Source organism: Terrabacter sp. 01T434, assembly GCF_056398545.1.
On record NZ_JBFTPP010000009.1, the window covers coordinates 1 to 16,912 of the forward strand.

Sequence of the window (16,912 nt, forward strand, 5' to 3'; positions counted from 1 at the left end):
TGCTTGCGCTATCGGGCTTGAGGGGGAACGTGGTGTGGCGCGTGTACATGGCGACCTTCCTTATGCCAGACGCGGTGCCTGGGCACGTTCGCAGTGTGTTCCTTGGCGCTCAGGATGGACAAGGGACAAACGGGCCACGGATCGAGGCAGTCTCGAAGCCGGGAGCATTGGGCATCGCGAACGTGGCGGAAGCGGTCTGCGGGGGGTGGACATAGATGTACTTGGGACCGGTACGTCGACCGAAGGGAACGTGTCGCGGTTCGCGCCGGCCGGTAACGCCTCCCCCGGGCCACCCAGGCTCGACGTCATCTCCGCCCCTTGCTTGCTGGAGGACGACGATGCCGCCGGTGCAAGGCATACAGGAACGACACGGCGATGACACGCTCGGGCGACCCGAGCGTGGCGTAACCGGACATGCCGCATGTGGATCCCCAGCGTCTTGACCCCTATTCGCTTTCGGTGTTGCTGACGGGTGCGCTTTCCGGTGTTTCTAGGCCGCGGCTCTCCTCGGGGGAGCCGCGGCGCCATGCCAGGCCCTTCCGTGCGCCAGGCGCGTTTGACGACTACCCCTTGTTGCCTTGCGAGAGCCCCTGGGCAGGGGTTCGAGCCGGTAGACCGCGAACCAGGTGCGGAGGGGTTTAACGGTGGTACATCTTGGGATACCGCTCGCCGCACCGGCGGGCACCGACTCCTCAGGAGTGATCATGGGCGATATCGCCGCCAAGGTCGACAAGGCTTACGAGACCGTCTCTTTCAGCGAGCTGGCTGACGCGCCGGTGGATGCGTTGCAGGGTGTGAGCGCCGGCGACGCGGAGCACCTCAAGGCCGCCTTCAACATCAAGACGGTTCGGGACCTGGGCACGAACAAGCACTTCCTCTGGGCGCAGGCGATCGCGAAGCTGGCCGAGTAGACCACGAGCGAGCGGCCTCTCCCTTTTCGTGCTACCGCCCTACACCCCGCAAGCGGGGCCGTGATGTCCCGGCGGTGACGCATCGCTCGGCGTGTCCACGCCGAGGCACCGCACTCCTATCAAGAGGAACGAGAGAACCATGCTCAAAGGCTTCAAAGAGTTCATCTTGCGCGGCAACGTCATCGACCTGGCCGTCGCCATCGTCATCGGCATCGCCTTCGGCAAAGTCATCGAGGCATTCGTGACGATCATCATGGACCTCATCGGCAAGCTCGGGGGCACCCCCGACTTCTCCAACTGGGTCCCCGGCGGGGTTCATGTAGGCGCCTTCATCACCGTGCTCATCAGCTTCGTGATCGTCGCCGCGGCGGTGTACTTCATGGTCGTGCTGCCGATGAACAAGCTGGCCGAACGCCGCGCCCGCGGCGCGGAGCCGGTCACTGAGGCACCCACGGAGGAGGTCCTGCTGCTGACCCAGATCCGCGACTCGCTCCAGGTCCGCTGACCAGCGACCACGTCAACCGGCGCCGGTGCCGAGCCGCCAGGGGCTCGGCACCGGCACGGGACGGTCCGTCCCGCGGCGCGGGCGGATGTGCCTATGGCTACCGATTTCTCCAGTGGCGCCGGGACCCTGGTGGCCCTCTAGCTCTGCGCCGGGAGGGGCGAATTCGCGGCATCGCGACGGCGTAGGGCACTGCCGCCGGTATAGGTGGAGGCGGCAGTGCCGTTCGTGCTAGCACCCGCTGGGAACGGCTTTGGGGGTCCTGCCGGCTCGGCCGGTGCCTCAGAAGGTCCCGAACGCACGTGTGGCGTCTGCCCGGCCGGCACGGGGCCTCACTCCTCGGCGCGGGCCTCAAGGTCTGCCAGGAACTCCTGCACGGCAGGCTCTCCACCGCTGCGGAACACATGGACCACTGCCTCGTCGACGATCATGGAGCAGGCCTCCGACGCGGCCGCCGAGTACGATGCCGCGAGCGCCGCTGCCAGGGCCCTCATCGGGTTGTCGGCTCGAATCAGCTGGTCCAGCAGCGCGTCCGAGTCGTAGGGGGACGGCGCGGCCGTCGAAAGTTCGTTGATCACGAGCGAACGGAAGGGCTCGTCGCCGGGGCCGAGACCCTCGTCGAGTCTTGCCACCGCCACCGCGGTCTTGACGTGGAAGGCCGCGAGCCCTTCAGGAGTATCCACACCTCACATGATCCTCGCCGTCGCGGTGGCGGAGGGCAGTTGCTTACTTTCCCAGCGTCCTCCCAAGCGGACGAGAGTGCCGGGCTTGGCGACGCGCAGGGCGGTGGGTCCGCCATGGCGCGGGGTACCGTGCGCGCGCGACGACGTCCAGCGCCCCCCGACTGGAGGGCGCGAGGGCCCGGCGCCGGACGCCGCCCGACACGTCGTGACCGCCCGGGCACCTCACGTCTCGCAAAACGGCGGTTCTCGCCCTCTGCGGGTACACGTGCGGCATAGGGTGGCAGAGTCGCCACACATTGGGAGGTATGTGCCATGGTGACCGCGAACGAGCTGGCTGACTTCCTCGTCAGGACCGCGGCAACCATCGGGAGGCTCGACCTCACCCTCGGACCTGACGACCGCAGCTTCCGCGAGCTCGCGATCGGCGAGATGGTCGAGGGCATGCCGATGCCCCGACCCCTCGACGGCGTCCGCGAGCAGCTGCTCGCCGGCCTCGACCCCGCGGGTGCGCTGTCACACACCTTCTCGCAACAGGCTTCCGTGTTCAGCGAGGCCGCGGCACGCGCGACCCTGGCCGTCGTCGAGGAAGCGGTCCAGCACCTCCACGCTGCCGGAGGAGACGCCGCCGTGGACGCCTTCCTCGACGGGTTGCAGGGCCGAACCGAGGAGCCGGCCGCATAGACGAACCGCCCGAACACGCCTCGGGTGGGGCTAACGGAAGCGCTGACGCTAGGCGGCGGCACGGCGAGCGGGCACCAACGGCGCGCGTGCGTTGGGGCCTGGGCCTCCCGCACGTGTTGGCCTTTGGGCGCCGAGGCGTCCCATGGTCAGGCCACCTTGTGCGCGGACCACATGTAGGTGCCGCAGTGGGCCTCGACCGTGCCGCCATGCGGCTGGACGATGCGGCGCACCGCGTGCTGCAACGTGGCCAGGCGCGCGGGGCCGAGTTGTTGGTGGTCGCTGAAGGTCGCCACCATCCCTGCCCACTCGTACGGAGTGAAGTGGCGCCGCCCACCGGTTCGTGCGTGTTTCCCCCGGTGTCAGGGAAGGGACGCCGGTGAACGGGTCGGTGTCCTCTTGCCGGGTCGGGTCCTCGCCAAGGACGGCGAGTTCGGGCGCGTGCGCGGGTCGTGCGCGCGGCCCGCGACAGGAGCGGACGCACTTCCCCTCGGGCCGCCCGCAACCGCCCGCGACCGCGCGGTCCGCAGCCGGCTGGGCCACTTCCTTGCGGTCAGGATGTCCTAGTTCCGCACGCACTCATTTGCCGCTGATGGTGCGTGACGTGCTGCTGGCGGCAGCCATGCGCGAGACCGCCGCCCGGGTCCAGTAACCCGTCCCCGTTGGCCGACCCCACAGGGCCTCGTTTCAGCGAGGGTTACAGCGACCCTTGCAGCGAGGGATTCAGCCATGCCCCCCTGTGCTCGGCCGGCAGTCCGGGTGAAGCTCAGCTGCTCAGCGACGGCGGTTACCGACACGAGTCGCCAGATGCGGCTGTCGCGTCAGCCAGTCTGCGGCTACGGGGTGCGGGCTCGGCCGCCCCAGGTTTCGAGGTCGGCGAGGTCGTGCGGGGTCAAGCCGACGCTCGTGTCCGGAGCGATGAGCAGGGACTCGACCCCTCGGTGCGTGAGCCAGCGCTTCGTCACCTCGGTACGCGACGGGCTGAGGTGGTCTTCGCACCATGCGAGAGACCTGACCTCGTCGTGGCTCCCCAGCCACTGCTGCAGCGCCTGCAGTTTCCACCACCGAGATGGGGGCAGTGGCTCCTCAGCAGTTCCGATGTCCACCCATGACCGGCCCGGGAAGGGCACTACGGCGGTCCGCATCTGCTTTGACCAGCTCGTCAACCACCAGCACGTCACGCCGGGTTGAGCCGCGAGCCGGTCCAGCCGCGCGCACATTGTCGGAGAGGTGTAGACCGGACCGAAGACGTCGCCCGCGACGACGTCATCGCCCCAGGCCGTGTGGCCGCCGATCGGTGAGACCACCCCGTCGACATCAACCACGAGCGCATGGGTCACCTTTTGAGTGTCGCAGCCCGCAACGGCGCGGGCGACGGCGTACCAGCGACCTGCCGGTCGTCTTGGGGCACGCTGTCCGCGGGCGTCCGGGCGGGAGGTCGACAAGGACATCGCCGTCCTGGCTCTCCAGTCCGCCGCCGCCCCAGCGCTGAGGTTCCTGGACGACGAGCCGCTGCGCGGCGCCCCCTCACCGTGGCCCGCCGCGCTGCGGCGTACGCGACCTTCGTCGGCGTGCGCCCGTGCTCCCGTCTACGGGTCAGTCAGGGGCGACCGGGGTGAGCGGGGCGATCACGGCGTAGTCGGGACCGAAGTAGTCGTTCGGCTCGGCGAACATCTCGAGCTGGATCTGCTGGCCGGCGAACGGGCTGAGGTCAAGGGTGGCGGTGGCCGCTCCGGTCCCGTCAGTCCAGAAGGCGACAGCGTGCCCGCCGCAACGGACGCCGACGCCGTACGGGGCGTTGGGCCGCAGCCCGGTGAAGACCGCGGTCGCGGTGCTGCCGGCGAGGGTGATGGTGCCGGGCGATGCGGGCTGCGTGGTGCTGGTCGTCGTGGTCGTGGGCCCGGAGACGGTGCTGGCCTGGGTCGGGAGCTCCTCGCCGTGGCTGCCGGGAGCGCCGTGGTGCGCGGTCGTCGTCGTGGTCACGCTCGAGGGTGTTGTCGTGGTCGTTTCCCAGGCAGTCAGGACTGGCGCCCCCGGGGTGCAGGCGCCGGCGATGTTCACTGCGTACTCGAGGTCGTAGGCGGGTCCGGATGTCGACGTGAACGTCGCGGGAGCGGGTGTGACGGTGACGATCGGGGTTCCCGGCGTGCTCGTCGTCGTCGTGCACGTGGTGATGCCCCGTGAGAAGGAGCAGCCGGCGGGGACCGCGGAGGCCGGGTTGCCCCCGGTGGCGGCGCTGGCCGTACCGGACATGGCGGCGAGCAGTGCGGCGGACGCGGCGAACGACGCGGCGATTCGGACCTTGTTCAAGAATGACTCCCAGCAGGTGCGACGTCAGCGATGACGTCGACGGTGTCCCGACTGTCTGAACGATCAGCCGGACCCCCGCGGCGCGGTGAGGGAATCGGCGCCGGGGTTCACGCGGACCGTACAAGGCGCCCGACTGCCGCGAAGTCGTTTTGAGAAGAATGCCCGGCTCCGTTCGGCGATCGTCGGGGCAGCGGGAGCCCGGCTGGCCGTGCAAGCCGGCTCTCGCGCGCCTCCTCCGCCAGCTACTTCTGAAGGGCCTTTCTCCTGGTTCGGGTCATGCGAGGATCGGGTTGGACTCGGGCGTCGGACGTTGTCCGCCCCGCGGGACGTCGTCAAGGGCAGTGGAGGCGCCATGGAGAAGCAGGTCGGTTCGTTCGATGGGCTGGACGGCTCGAGCTTGGTAGCGGTTCTGGACAGCCTCCCCGAGCTGGTCGCGTTCTGGGATCGCGGCGAGCGGTGTGTCTTTGCGAATGCGGCTGCCGCGGCGGCGTTCGGGCGTTCGGCCGAAGGACTGCGGGAAGTTCCGCTCGTGGACGTTCTCGGGACCCATGCCGCGACGCTGATGCGCTCCCGGTTCCTGAACGCCCTGAAGGGTGAGGGATCCGAGCAGGAACGAGCGCTCTTCGACGGCGAGGGCGAGCTGCGGCAGTACCGCACCACCTACACCCCGGTCTGCATCGACGAGGTGGTCATCGGCGTCGCGATCGTGCTCGTCGACATCACCGAGGAACTCAACACGCAGGCCCAGATCTTCCGCGACAGCCTCCAGGTTGCCCGGCTCACCGAGCGGCACCGACTCATGGTGACCGCCGGCAGCGAGGTGCTGGCCAGGCTCCGCCGGACCTTGGACCAGCTGCAGCCGCCCATCCCCGATGACCAGCCGGAGGCCCACCTCCACCGGCTGGCTGAAGAGCTGCGCAACTGCACCCGCCGGCTCCGTCAGGGCACCCGGGCGTCGCCCCCGGCCTCAGAGGACGGCACGGTCTCGAATACGGTGCCGACCACGGCGCCGAGCACGGTGTCGACCTCTCCCTTGTCCGTCGATCGGCGAAACTCGGACGGGGGGCTGTTGGCCGCCGCCTCGTCGGCGCAGGCATGCTTCCCACCGAGCTTCGTTCACCGGACAGCGCGCCTCGAGGCCGAGGTCTTCGCCCTGTTGGATCAGCTGCCGGTCGTCATCACCGTATGGGACCGAACACGATCGCTCCGCTACGCCAACCGAGCCGCTGAGGCGGTCTTGGCCAAGTGGGGCCACACGAGAGCGACGGGCCGGCGCCTGGAGCAGATAGTCAGCGAGGACTTTCTCCGGGTTCACGAGGCGCACGCCGAGGACGTCCTGCACGGCAGGACCCAGTCCTTCCACCGTCGCCAGATCAGCCCGGACGGGCAGGAGCACCACTTCCACGTCCGCTACGTGCCGCGAATCGCGGACGGTGAGGTCATCGGCGCCTTCGCGTACGCCTCCGACATCACCGACGCCATGAAGGCTGGCGAGGAGCTGATCGCGGCTCGGTCGGCATACGCAGCCCTGCAGGAGCGGCAGGCCATCGAGGACCGCCTTCACCAGTCCATCCTCCAGGAGCTGTTTGCCGCAGCGATGCTTCTCGACACGGCAGCCCGTGCCGGGGGCGACATGCCGGCTCGCGTCGAGGAGTCCAGGACGTACCTGCAGATGGCCCTGGACGGGTTGACGCAACTCTCCTAGCTCACCTTCCGACCTCTGACTTGGGCCGGTGTCGACCGGTGCCATTTTCTCCCGTCGCAACCGACTCTCCTGCTCAAAGCTTCACCGGGAGCTTTGAGACGCCGGGGTGGCGACAACGCCGGGGTGGCGGCAACGCCGGGGTGGCGGCAACGCCGGCGTCTGCTTCGCCGGCGGGGTAACCGCCCATCCTGTAGCGACCCACCGGCCGCGGCCTTGCGTCAATGTCGCGAGTCGGCGGGGGTGGCAGGCGAACTCGGGTCGGCGAGCCGCCCGCGGGGTTCGAGCATGTCCGGCTCAGCTTGCGGCCAGGTCACCGGTGCCGGTCGCGGCCTCACGCACCTTGGCCCAGTGGTTGGTTCAGAAGATGACCAGGTGACGCAGCAAGCCCGGGCCGGGCGTGCGGCCGGAGAGGGCACGACAGAACTCGACGGCGTCGAGCTCGAGTCGCTCTGCCCGGGCGCCGCTGACGAAACGGCCGCCGCAGGGACCGGTCAGAGTCAGGTCCACCGGCTGCCCATGCAGGGGCGCCCACTCCCGGACGACGTCGGCGACGATCCGGGCGTTCACTGGCGCGGACAGGTCGACCTCGTCGCCGGTGGCGCGCGCGATGTCGAGGGTGTGCATCCACACGTCCCGGGTGTAGACGACATCGACGAGATGCCCGAGCCGAAGCCGCGGCGGCATCCCGGCAGACGAGCCCGACTGGGCGATGGGGACGCTGACCCGGCGCAGTAGCCGCGGGAGCCGCATCCGGCCGGCAACCGCCCGCGGCGCGAGTGAAGCCAGCATGCTTACCCGCTCGGCAGGGGACAGGGAGAGGTGCTCGCTGACCTGGAGGGCGTTGACCGCGTCGAGCGGGTTCCCGCAGTGATCGCTGCGGTGCCGGGCGCCCCAGGCCTGCTGTCGCAGGTTCTGCCGCAGGGAGGCGTTGGCCTCCGCGGCCCCGATCAGATGCCCCACCATGTCGGCGACCGACCAGCCCGGGCACTCCGTGGCTGCCCGCCATGCCTCGTCGTGCAGTGAGCGCAGCAAGCCGAGCAGCTGGTCGTAGGCAGCCAATGCGACCTCAGCCGCATCGGTGCTCTTGGCGATCGGCGTGATCTGAGCGACTTCACTGGTGCTTGTGGTCATCCCACTCCCTACCTAACGCTGTTAGGCAAGAGTCGCGCTGCGCCTGTACCGTGTCAAGGGTGCAGCCCCAGCCCCCCACTCTCAGCCGAGACCAGCGGCGCGAGCGGACCCGGCGAGTCATCGTCGACGCGGCCTGGCAGCTGTCGCGCGAACGCGGCCTCACCGGCTGGGGACTGCGCGACCTGGGGGCGCGGGTGGGGATGCGGGCGCCGTCGCTGTACGTGTACTTCGCGAGCAAGGGCGCGCTCTACGACGAGATGTACGCCCAGGGCTACCGCGAGCTGCGTGCGGCGTACCAGTCTCTGCTGACGGCAGAACTGCCCGAGGAGGACCGGGTGCGCGCCGGGGCGCGCATCTTCTTCGAGTTCGCGGTCGCCGACTCCGCACGGTTGCAGTTGCTGTTCCTGCGGGTGATTCCGGCGTTCGTCCCGTCGGCCACGTCCTACGCACTGGCGAGTGAGGTGCTCGCGGAACTGTCAAAGGCGCTGCGCGCCGTGGGCATCGTCGACCCGGCGGCCCTCGACATCTGGACGGCGATGCTCACGGGTCTGGCGACGCAACAGGTCAGCAACGACCCTGGCGGCAGCCGCTGGGCAGACGTCCTCGACCGGACCGTCGACATTCTGCTGGCGGGACTCGCACCTAGCCCGGAGGGATAGGAGACGCTCGCTCATGCCGCAGAGGGCTCGTGCCGGAAACGTCCCATGCACATAGGCTCTTGTCCAGTGCCTGTCGAACGGGGCTGTCGCCGTTCGTGGTGACGTAAAGGCGGACGGAGGGTCCACCTCCAGGGAAGGAGTAGAGGTGACTGAGTTCCTCATCGCGTTCAACGACGAGTGGGTGCCCGACTACACCGCAGAGGAGATGGCCGAGAGGTTCGAGGCTGTCAAGGCGTTGCGGTCAGAGATGAAGGATGCCGGAGTCCTCCTCTTCACCGGTGGCCTGGACGATTCCCCCGCCTTCAACGTCGATGCCTCGAGTGGCACGCCGTTGTTCACCGATGGTCCGTTCGCCGAGACCAAGGAGCACCTCGGCGGCATCGCCGTCGTCGATGTCGCCGACGCCGAGGAAGCGCGGCTGTGGGCAGGCAAGATCGCGGTAGCCTGCGGTTGGCCCCAGGAGGTGCGACGCTTCGGAGTTGCGACGTAGCGTCAAGAGAACTGGTGCGGCGCCGGCCTCCCGATCAACGGGTACGGGGCGCTCATCCGTTCCGGTCTGGACCGGTTGCAGCACCGTATCCGGGAAGCGACACGCCACTGACTCGAGTGACTCCACTTGTGGGCCTGTGCCGTCGCTCAACCGGTCTGCGGCACGGGGGCCGGCTCGCGTGCAACAGTTCGGGCTGACGATCCAAGCCGACAGGAGAGCGATGATGCCGGACGAGCGCGAAGCCGTGACCTTCGAGACCACTTTGAGCTCCAGCGGGAACAACACCGGGATTCCCGTGCCGCACGACGTCATCGAGCAGCTCGGGCGTGGGCAACGCCCGCCGGTGCTCGTGACCGTGAACGGCTACGAGTACCGCAGCACCGTGGCCGTCATGGGGGGTCGACACCTGATCGGGGTCAGTGCCGCGGTCCGCGCCGCCACCGGGTTGAAGGGCGGCGACCCCATTGCGGTGACGCTGAAGGTCGCGGACTCACCGCGAGAGGTGGACGTGCCAGCTGACTTCGCGGCCGCCATGGAGCACAGCGTTGCGGCTCGCGAGTTCTTCGACGGGCTGTCCAACAGTCTGCAGCGGTACCACGTGGACACCATCAACGCCGCCAAATCCCCGGAGACCCGGCAACGACGTATCGACAAGGCGGTCGCTCTGTTCGTGGCAGGCAGGCAGCGGTGACCACTCGGGGAGCTCGACCCGGCCTGGCCCGGCTCCCCCAGCCGCAGGCACGCGACGCTCCGCGCCCTGTCACGAACCCGCCGGCGCCCGGGACGGGGATGAGGGCTTCTCTCGAGGGTGTCGAGGGTTTTCGCAGAGGAGCGGTGCCACCGCGTGCTCGGCGTGACTCCTGCGTCCGGGCTCAGGCTGTCGCGTAGGGGACGGTTCGTCCCACGGTGTGCAGGCCGAGCCGTTCGAGGATGGGCCGACTGTCCTCGGAGGCGTCGACCTGCAGAGTCGAGTAGCCGCGTTCGAGGGCGAGGTGGGCACGTCGGGAGACCAAGGCCCGGTAGATCCCGCGTCCTCGGTAGGCGGGCAGGGTGCTCCCGCCCCACAGGCCGGCCACCTGGGTCCCGCCCAGTGGCACCAGCCAGGCCGCGCTGACGGCCACGCCCTGGTCTTCGACGAGGAGGACCTCAACCGGTGCCGGGCCCGTGAGCCGGGCGTGCAGGTCATCGGCCAGCCAGGACCAGTCCTGGGCCCACACGTGGCTCTCGAGGGCCGCCACCCGGTCAAGGTCGGTGCGGGAGGTGACGGCCCGGACGGTCAGCCCCGCTGGCAACTCCGCGTCCCCCGCTAGCGCGGCCGCCTCGCCGAGGACCAGGGCCTCGGCAGCCTCCGGCCGGGCGCCGTGCTGGACCAGCAGGGGCCGCAGGTCGCGCCGGTCGTGGTCGAAGGTCTTCCACTCGAACCCTCGTCCGTGCTCATGGTAGAAGCCGAACGTTCGCGAGACCAGCCCTTGCAGCTGCGCCGCGGTCAATCCCGACGCATCGGCGGTCAGCATGGAGAACCCCCTGCCGTGGGGGGTCAGGCAGCGTGTCAACGGACCGTCCTGCTCACTGACCCAGCCGGCAGGGAGACGACGTGGGAAGGAGGCTCGAACCTCACGGTCGTACACGTCCAGCAGTTCGTCACGCGTCATGCCGCCGAGCGTTCCACACACCTGGGGGCCGAGCTCGACACACACGTCCGGGAGTCTGCCTCCGCGCGTGCTCCCCGTGCGTGATCTCCGCGCCTACCCGGTCCCAGGTGCCCCGACATGTGCACATTCAACGACCCCCCAGCGGGGGGCCGTCGGCGACCGCCACCGCCTGTGTCCTTACGGGAGGCCCAGACGGTGGGGTACACCCAGCGTAAAAGGGCCGCAGGGACGCCCGCGCCCGAACGCGCAAAGCCCAGCCGGAACCTCACCGACCCCGCAACATCGCCAGCGAGCTGCGCACGCCGGTCACCCACGTCGCAGCACCACCGCCCGAAGCGTGACCTAGGGGTGGTGGCTCCAGGCGATGGCGTCTTTGCAGGCTAGCGAGAGGGGCGGCGGGCACCCCAAAACGCAGCGCGTTCACTGGGGTTCCCGGTCGTGCAACCCTGCCACGGCTGGCCCGGCACGGTGGCTCCTGACGACAGATGGCGGCTGGGGCGGGACCCCGCGCCGGGGAAGGCGGGCGCCCACCGGACACAGCGGGTCAGAGGGTCCGTGCGCGGGCCTGCGCGACCAGCTCGTGGGCGGCCCGCCGGGCCGTGCCCCGGTGGCGGCCGCGGCGGCGGCCGCGGAGCGCCGCGTTGCCCTCGTGCGCCCCGGGCTCGAGGTCGACCAGCGTCTTGAGCTGCGCGCCCAGATGGTCGTTTACCCGTGCGAGCAGCGTCGCCGCGCCCGCGTGGTCCGCTCCCACGTAGTGCGCGCCGAGCGCAGCGGCGCAGATGGCGTCCCCGGCCGCGATCCCGGCGAGGGTGAGCAGGCCGAGGCACACGTCCTTGGCGGCGCCGTCCTCGGCATCGACGAGGTCGGCCCCCTCGAGGTACCTCTCCGCGACCTGGCGCCGGGATCGGGCCCAGACCATGTCCGAGGGCCGGGTCGTCGGCCTCGCTGGAGCCATCACCTGTGCACCCGTGCCAGCACGACGCTCACGGCCTCCGCACGAGGGTGTGGAAGGTTCGGTTCGCCGGATGGGGCCACATCAACGAGCTTGCTGTGGTCGAAGACGAGCCCCTGCAACCGGTTACCGGGCCGGGTGGGCACCGGTCCTCGAGTGCCGGCGTGCCGGCGTCCCCCCGCCCGCGACCTCGTCGTACCCATCGAGCTTGGGCAGGGACGAGTCGATGTCGCTGCGCTCGGAGTCCTCGCCGCGCACGAACGACCGGACGACGGAAGCGTGCTCCCGCGCCGGATGCATGTCGGCGACAGCGCTCGTCAGCCGGGTGGGCATCGTGCAGCCGCAGCTGCGTTGCGGTCAGCACGGCCGGGGTGAGCAGGGCCTGGCCAGGCAACCGGCCGGTGAACCCGGTGGTGGCAGGTCCGCTGCGCACCTGCTGGCGCCCGGTCCACGACCCGCGTCCCGCGAGCTGACGGATCGGGCTCGTCCCCTTGCCTGACTCGGTCCGGGCCAGAACGGTGCGGGCCGCCGAGTCGAGGCTGGGCGCCGGAGAGCGCAAAGGCTGTCGCGGATCCATACGCCATCGTCTCAGTTTTGGCAGAGCCGCAGGGAGTAGCGGAAGAAGCTGTGGAGTCGCAGCCACGCTCCTCGGAGCGTCCAAACATCGAGTCGGCCGCGCCACCCGCGTCGCCGCCGAGAGGAGCGATGCGGATGACGCGGTCACGCCGAGCCAGAGACATCCGCGGCCCGTATGCCCAGGCAGGACCGTCGTGCCCCGTTGTTGTTCCTGGTCCAACAGACGAATCCCGTTGCCTTGACCCCGTCCCCGCGCGTCGCGGGCCCTCCGGGCGCGCTCGGCGGCATACCAGGCTCCTGAGCCCCTTGGCGGCAGACGAGGCTCCGATCCCGTAACACCCGGGTCACGCGTGGGTCGGCCGCGTGAGGGCCATCAGGTCGCGCAGCCCGGCCTCCGGGAGGTAGGCCCGGCTCAGCGCGAGGCCGATCCTTGGGAGAGCGGCCTCGTCGGGGAAGACGAGGTAGAGCGGATCGTGCACCGGCTGGAACTTCGACTTGAACGCGTGCAGCGACCGGAAGCCGTAGTACGGCTCCAGCGTGGCGCCGAGCCGGTCGAGGAAGAGGTCGAGCGTTCCGCGGTCGAGGTCCTCGCCGCCGGACTGGCGGCTCCGCGCCAAGGGAGCGCCCGAGAGCGAGACGGCCGTGCAGCCCTCATCGCGGAAGGTGAGGCAGGCGGAGGCGATGAGGAACTCCATCGAGTAGCGAAAGCCCCCGGGCAGCCGGCGCATCACATCGAGGGTCCAGCCGACCGGCTCGCCGCCGCCCACGTCGTGGATCGGCATCCACGACGTCACGCCGTGAACCGTCGCGTCGGCGTCGACGGCGAGACCGACCCGCACGGCGGGATCCAGGGCCTCATCGACCCCGCCCAGCGTGAAACCCATTTCGGGCAGGCCCATGTCCTCGACCCATTCGGACGAGATGGCCTTGACCTGCATCTGCAACCCGCGTGGCATGGCCCCCAGTGGCCCGAGGGAGAACCGGATGTTGCGCTTGGAGGCCTGGTTGAGGCCCGTGCGCACGTCTTGCCAGGCCTTGCCGACGAAGTCGAGGTCAGCCAGCTCGATGACAGCTTCCTCTGCCACCTGGAGGGCATGCCATCCCCGGGACCGTGCGTGGCGAGCGGCCTCCGCGCTCACGGTGAACAGGCAGGGAACCATTCCCTGCGCGTGCACCTGGTCGGCGAACTCGGCGAGCAGTGCCGACCGGTCCTCCTCGCGGGCCGCCACCGGGTCGCACAGGCCGACCGCGACGCCTGCGTGCACCCGATAGGCGACGTAGCCGGCGCGGTTCCTGCTGGAGAACCAGCGGTTCTCCGGCCAGGTCGTCATCCAGGCGAGTCGGTTGACCGTGCCCTCGTGGCGTAGCAGTTCGGTCGCCATGGCCCGCTGGTCCTCGTCTGCCGGGGCGACGAGGCTACCGATGGTGCGTCGCGCCCGTCGGGGCGATGGGTTACGGAAGGCGTGGCGGCCGGCCCAGAGCAGCGCCAGACCAACGGTGTTGAGGACGAGGTCGTAGGAGGCGGCCACGAGCCCCTGCTCGCCGACGACGACCATGTGCGCGAAGCTGGCGATCTGGAGCGCGATGACGGCGGCGAGGAGACCGACGGCCCAGAGCCACGCGCGCCGGCGGCCCTTGTAGAGGCTGCGCGCCAGCCAGAGCCACAGCACACCGAGGACGATCGGGCCGAAGAGGTTGCGGTGGGCGAGGTCGTCCGCCTGTGCCTGCGCCGACAGCGTCACGGCGAGTGGACCCTCCTCGGTCGTGAAGTTGGCGATGACGGCCTCGACCGCGGCAATGATGAAGAATCCTGAGGCGAGCAACCGGTAGTCCCGGCGCGTCAGGCGCCGCGGCACGAGGCGCGGCCGTCGGTCCTGGAGCAGCGGGCCCAGGAGGAGGCCGGCGCCGACGCCGACGACGTGCTCCAGGTCGGCCAGCGCGCCCATGTGGACGACGAAGAGCAGCACGTAGGTGACGAGCACCGCCCGGAGTCGCCCGCGCCACGGTGGCGTCAGGGTGACGGAGGCGGCGGCGGCCGCCCCGAGGAAGCCCGCGGAGGGGCCGGCGTCGCGGACCCGCGCCAGCGCGGTCGTCCACGCGTAGCCGTGGTCACGCGTGAGCCAGAGCAACGTGGCGGTCCCGACGACGGCCACGACGTGGCACACGACTAGGGCGAGGGCGGCCCGGCGCGTGCCGAGGCGCCATTCGGCGAAGCCGCCGAACACCGCGACCCCGAGCAGGATCGGGACGTACTGCACCGGTTGCATCGCGAAGAACGCCCCGGTCGCCACGGTCCACCAGGCGCCGTCCTCGAAGGCGGGCAGCCCGTAGGCAACGGTCCGGACCACTGCCTGCGACGCCAGCGGCTCCCACAGGGTGCGGCTGAGGACCGACAGGACGAGGATGAGCGCGACGAGGGTCGTGGTCAGGGGCAGCCGCCGCAGCGCGGCCAGGATGCGGACCATGCGACCATCGTCGACCAGTTGCCGGACTCGTGGTCGGGAACGACGGATCGGGGTGTCAGCCTGCCTTTGACGTGCCGCAGGTTGACGCTTGCAACCGGGGTCGCGGCCCAAGCCCCGAGCTGGTGTCACCGCTCATGACGTCCACGGACAGCCTCCCGCAGGTCCCGGCACCAGCCCCCCGCGCGTTTTCACTCATGCCGCTTCGGGCGACCACAACCGCCTGAACATGCCCATCGCGGGCGACCCGCCCATCCTGCCCGGATCGCGCGGTCGATCGTGCCGGACGAGCGGGTGTCGCCGGACCCTGCTCGAGGTTTGGAACCAAGCGGCACCTGCCCCGGCGGTTGAAAGGGGTGTCGTGTTGCCCGAACTCAAGGCAACGCCTGCTTCTAGTAGGGACCCTCCTCAGGAAGGCTCCTCCAACGCCCCTCGGACACTACCTGGGCCACCCCGTCGACCACCCGGATCGCAGACTGGTCATCGAGGACGTATGCCGGCCCGCTGATCTCGGCAGCCCACTTCTCGGCATGGGCCATGGTGTTCTCCGGGAACACATCAAGATGGGGAAAGATCGAGAAGTCGACGAGGCCGAGCGTGCGGTCGTCGGTGGCTCCCGGCCACTGTACGAAGTCGGCACCGATCCGCGGCGTCATCACCATGCTGCCGGCGCTCACGCCCACCCAGACCGTGTCGGACAGCGACGGCAGGAGGGCCGCGAGCCCGGACTCCTTCATCCAGTGGCACAGATAGGTGGCCTCGCCACCGTCGACGAGGAGGACGTCGGCCGCACGAATCCACGGCACCCAGCGTTCTTCGCCGATCGTCGCCAGCGCGGTCAGCTCGAGCAGGCCGAGGGAGTTCCAGGACATCGAGGTCATCCCGCCCCACGGCGGCAGACCGGCGACAAACCCGCGCGCCGAGACCGGCCCGCACATCGGATGACCCCACTGAGCGGTGGGAATGCAGAGGGCTCTTGCCTCCTCGACCGGCTTGCCCAACAGATCGACGAGCGCCTCATGAATGCTCGGGTTCGTGACTCCCCCGGACGTGAGTAGCAATTTCACGATGCCCACTGAACCACAGAGAAGCGGCCGCCATCCGTAGTCGGATGGCGGTGTTGCTGATCACCCTGTCCCAGTCCGCCGACGCCATCCCCGAGCCCACGGCGCGCTTTGAGCCGACAACGTCCGCACACGCCGCTGGTGTGCCGTATTCCGCCGAGCACGCGGCAGGTCAGGTCGACGGTCACCTGCCGGGCCGTCGCTCGGCGACCGCGGCCCTCAGCTCCCGCCGCATCGGTGCGCACTTCTCGCCGGCACGTCTGCCAGGCACTCCGTCAAGGGCAGGCACCTTCGCGGCCTGTGTGATCTCGTCGAACGCCAGGGGGTGCGGCAGGGCTCAATGATGGCCCTCCAGTTCGGCCAGGGTGCCGGTGGCTATGACCTCGAGCGACAGGTCGCGGACCTTGACGTTCCGGTGCTGCGAGACGTGTCTCAGGGCGGCGAACGCGTCCTCGTCGGACAGGACGAACCGGGACATGAGGATCCCGCACGCCTGCCCGATCCGCTGCCGGGTGCTCACTGCGACTTCGAGGTCGCCCACCATTTGCTCCTGCTCGAGCACCACGACCGCCTGCAGCGCCAGTGCCTCCGCCAGCTCCAGCAGCGACAGGTCGACGGTCGTATCGTCAGTGGTGTAGACGCTGAGGGCGCCTACGGGGAGCGTCCTGTGTACCAACGGCACGACCAGTTGCAGCTGCACTCCGAGGTTCCCGGCTACCGGGTGCATGCGTGGGAACCGCGTCGCCCGGTCGGCGGCGGTCACGATGACCGGCAGCCCGGTACGCAGCGCCTCAGCGATGCCGCCCTGCTCACAGGACAGTTGGGCGGCAGCCATCGTGTCGGCGAGCAGGCTGGTCGCGACCACCGGCCCGGCCCGGTCCAGGCGGGGGTGGGCGATGCTGACGTGTTCGAAGCGGGCATCGACGAGGGCGATGGCTCGCACCAGACGGTTCAAGACCGGCGCGGCCGTGGCGGGGACCGCGGACTCGGGACCAGAGACGGGCTCCGAGTTGCGGAGCTGAGGTGGTGAGCCGGTGTGGAAGGGGCGAACCTCGGTCATTGGGGAACCTCCGGGAGCGGGTCGGCTCCGGCCCTCCCCGTTGAAGGCTGTGCGGTGAGATGCGACCCCCACGCGCA

Annotated in this window: 18 protein-coding genes; 7 read left to right on the top strand and 11 right to left on the bottom strand. The window is 69.9% G+C overall.

The window, feature by feature from the left end; translation table 11 throughout:
- Positions 1-704: 704 nt before the first annotated feature.
- Together AC1DIW_RS17650 and mscL are read left to right on the top strand one after the other, a co-directional pair.
- Complete coding sequence (locus tag AC1DIW_RS17650; RefSeq protein WP_478109814.1) at positions 705-911, top strand: hypothetical protein; 207 nt, start codon at positions 705-707, stop codon at positions 909-911.
- Between the two features lie 139 nt (positions 912-1,050).
- Complete coding sequence (gene mscL / locus AC1DIW_RS17655) at positions 1,051-1,416, top strand: large conductance mechanosensitive channel protein MscL (RefSeq protein WP_478109815.1); 366 nt, start codon at positions 1,051-1,053, stop codon at positions 1,414-1,416.
- A gap of 329 nt (positions 1,417-1,745) precedes the next feature.
- Here mscL and AC1DIW_RS17660 read toward each other — a convergent pair whose 3' ends face one another.
- The gene (locus AC1DIW_RS17660; RefSeq protein WP_478109817.1) at positions 1,746-2,096 is read right to left on the bottom strand and encodes a hypothetical protein; all 351 of its coding nucleotides are present in this window, start codon (positions 2,094-2,096) and stop codon (positions 1,746-1,748) included.
- A 312-nt stretch (positions 2,097-2,408) separates the two neighbouring features.
- Between AC1DIW_RS17660 and AC1DIW_RS17665 the strand changes: the two genes are divergently transcribed.
- Positions 2,409-2,777, top strand: coding sequence for a hypothetical protein (locus AC1DIW_RS17665; RefSeq protein ID WP_442281341.1), 369 nt, complete (start codon positions 2,409-2,411; stop codon positions 2,775-2,777).
- 146 nt (positions 2,778-2,923) lie between these two features.
- Here AC1DIW_RS17665 and AC1DIW_RS17670 read toward each other — a convergent pair whose 3' ends face one another.
- The 3 genes from AC1DIW_RS17670 to AC1DIW_RS17680 form a co-directional block, all read right to left on the bottom strand.
- Positions 2,924-3,073 carry a hypothetical protein gene (locus AC1DIW_RS17670; RefSeq protein WP_478109818.1) on the bottom strand — a complete coding sequence of 50 codons (150 nt, stop codon included), beginning with the start codon at positions 3,071-3,073 and terminating at the stop codon, positions 2,924-2,926.
- A 537-nt stretch (positions 3,074-3,610) separates the two neighbouring features.
- Positions 3,611-4,225 (bottom strand): HAD domain-containing protein, encoded by a 615-nt coding sequence (locus AC1DIW_RS17675; protein WP_478109820.1) that lies wholly within the window; start codon positions 4,223-4,225, stop codon positions 3,611-3,613.
- Between the two features lie 145 nt (positions 4,226-4,370).
- A complete protein-coding gene (locus tag AC1DIW_RS17680) occupies positions 4,371-5,084 on the bottom strand; it encodes a hypothetical protein (RefSeq protein WP_442281344.1) in 714 nt (237 codons plus the stop codon).
- A 352-nt stretch (positions 5,085-5,436) separates the two neighbouring features.
- Between AC1DIW_RS17680 and AC1DIW_RS17685 the strand changes: the two genes are divergently transcribed.
- Complete coding sequence (locus AC1DIW_RS17685) at positions 5,437-6,789, top strand: PAS domain-containing protein (RefSeq protein ID WP_478109822.1); 1,353 nt, start codon at positions 5,437-5,439, stop codon at positions 6,787-6,789.
- Between the two features lie 357 nt (positions 6,790-7,146).
- Here AC1DIW_RS17685 and AC1DIW_RS17690 read toward each other — a convergent pair whose 3' ends face one another.
- Positions 7,147-7,920, bottom strand: a complete 774-nt coding sequence (locus AC1DIW_RS17690) for a maleylpyruvate isomerase family mycothiol-dependent enzyme (RefSeq protein WP_478109824.1) — start codon at positions 7,918-7,920, stop codon at positions 7,147-7,149.
- 59 nt (positions 7,921-7,979) lie between these two features.
- Between AC1DIW_RS17690 and AC1DIW_RS17695 the strand changes: the two genes are divergently transcribed.
- The 3 genes from AC1DIW_RS17695 to AC1DIW_RS17705 all read left to right on the top strand — a co-directional run bounded on the left by AC1DIW_RS17695 (position 7,980) and on the right by AC1DIW_RS17705 (position 9,760).
- Positions 7,980-8,579 carry a TetR/AcrR family transcriptional regulator gene (locus AC1DIW_RS17695; protein ID WP_442281347.1) on the top strand — a complete coding sequence of 200 codons (600 nt, stop codon included), beginning with the start codon at positions 7,980-7,982 and terminating at the stop codon, positions 8,577-8,579.
- Between the two features lie 145 nt (positions 8,580-8,724).
- A complete protein-coding gene (locus tag AC1DIW_RS17700) occupies positions 8,725-9,069 on the top strand; it encodes a YciI family protein (protein ID WP_442281348.1) in 345 nt (114 codons plus the stop codon).
- Between the two features lie 220 nt (positions 9,070-9,289).
- Positions 9,290-9,760 (top strand): YdeI/OmpD-associated family protein, encoded by a 471-nt coding sequence (locus AC1DIW_RS17705; RefSeq protein ID WP_478109826.1) that lies wholly within the window; start codon positions 9,290-9,292, stop codon positions 9,758-9,760.
- A 181-nt stretch (positions 9,761-9,941) separates the two neighbouring features.
- On the opposite strand, the gene AC1DIW_RS17710 is transcribed toward AC1DIW_RS17705, so the two are convergent.
- The 6 genes from AC1DIW_RS17710 to AC1DIW_RS17735 all read right to left on the bottom strand — a co-directional run bounded on the left by AC1DIW_RS17710 (position 9,942) and on the right by AC1DIW_RS17735 (position 16,835).
- Positions 9,942-10,583 (bottom strand): GNAT family N-acetyltransferase, encoded by a 642-nt coding sequence (locus AC1DIW_RS17710; protein ID WP_478109828.1) that lies wholly within the window; start codon positions 10,581-10,583, stop codon positions 9,942-9,944.
- A gap of 682 nt (positions 10,584-11,265) precedes the next feature.
- Positions 11,266-11,640, bottom strand: a complete 375-nt coding sequence (locus AC1DIW_RS17715; protein WP_478109830.1) for a hypothetical protein — start codon at positions 11,638-11,640, stop codon at positions 11,266-11,268.
- Positions 11,641-11,799: 159 nt separating this feature from the next.
- The gene (locus AC1DIW_RS17720) at positions 11,800-12,006 is read right to left on the bottom strand and encodes a hypothetical protein (RefSeq protein WP_478109832.1); all 207 of its coding nucleotides are present in this window, start codon (positions 12,004-12,006) and stop codon (positions 11,800-11,802) included.
- A 587-nt stretch (positions 12,007-12,593) separates the two neighbouring features.
- On the bottom strand, positions 12,594-14,714 hold the full coding sequence (locus AC1DIW_RS17725; RefSeq protein ID WP_478109834.1) for a bifunctional lysylphosphatidylglycerol flippase/synthetase MprF: 2,121 nt from the start codon (positions 14,712-14,714) through the stop codon (positions 12,594-12,596).
- 389 nt (positions 14,715-15,103) lie between these two features.
- Complete coding sequence (locus tag AC1DIW_RS17730) at positions 15,104-15,778, bottom strand: Type 1 glutamine amidotransferase-like domain-containing protein (protein WP_478109835.1); 675 nt, start codon at positions 15,776-15,778, stop codon at positions 15,104-15,106.
- A gap of 334 nt (positions 15,779-16,112) precedes the next feature.
- A complete protein-coding gene (locus AC1DIW_RS17735; protein ID WP_442281243.1) occupies positions 16,113-16,835 on the bottom strand; it encodes a GAF and ANTAR domain-containing protein in 723 nt (240 codons plus the stop codon).
- Positions 16,836-16,912 lie beyond the last annotated feature (77 nt).

Excerpts from the sequence above, each read along its gene's own strand:
- AC1DIW_RS17650 (WP_478109814.1), top strand. The coding sequence starts at position 705 with ATGGGCGATATCGCCGCCAAGGTCGACAAGGCTTACGAGACCGTCTCT.
- mscL (WP_478109815.1), top strand. The coding sequence starts at position 1,051 with ATGCTCAAAGGCTTCAAAGAGTTCATCTTGCGCGGCAACGTCATCGAC.
- AC1DIW_RS17665 (WP_442281341.1), top strand. The coding sequence starts at position 2,409 with ATGGTGACCGCGAACGAGCTGGCTGACTTCCTCGTCAGGACCGCGGCA.
- AC1DIW_RS17670 (WP_478109818.1), bottom strand. The coding sequence starts at position 3,073 with ATGGTGGCGACCTTCAGCGACCACCAACAACTCGGCCCCGCGCGCCTG.
- AC1DIW_RS17675 (WP_478109820.1), bottom strand. The coding sequence starts at position 4,225 with ATGTCCTTGTCGACCTCCCGCCCGGACGCCCGCGGACAGCGTGCCCCA.
- AC1DIW_RS17685 (WP_478109822.1), top strand. The coding sequence starts at position 5,437 with ATGGAGAAGCAGGTCGGTTCGTTCGATGGGCTGGACGGCTCGAGCTTG.
- AC1DIW_RS17690 (WP_478109824.1), bottom strand. The coding sequence starts at position 7,920 with ATGACCACAAGCACCAGTGAAGTCGCTCAGATCACGCCGATCGCCAAG.
- AC1DIW_RS17705 (WP_478109826.1), top strand. The coding sequence starts at position 9,290 with ATGATGCCGGACGAGCGCGAAGCCGTGACCTTCGAGACCACTTTGAGC.
- AC1DIW_RS17710 (WP_478109828.1), bottom strand. The coding sequence starts at position 10,583 with ATGCTGACCGCCGATGCGTCGGGATTGACCGCGGCGCAGCTGCAAGGG.
- AC1DIW_RS17715 (WP_478109830.1), bottom strand. The coding sequence starts at position 11,640 with ATGGTCTGGGCCCGATCCCGGCGCCAGGTCGCGGAGAGGTACCTCGAG.
- AC1DIW_RS17720 (WP_478109832.1), bottom strand. The coding sequence starts at position 12,006 with ATGCCCACCCGGCTGACGAGCGCTGTCGCCGACATGCATCCGGCGCGG.
- AC1DIW_RS17725 (WP_478109834.1), bottom strand. The coding sequence starts at position 14,714 with ATGGTCCGCATCCTGGCCGCGCTGCGGCGGCTGCCCCTGACCACGACC.
- AC1DIW_RS17735 (WP_442281243.1), bottom strand. The coding sequence starts at position 16,835 with ATGACCGAGGTTCGCCCCTTCCACACCGGCTCACCACCTCAGCTCCGC.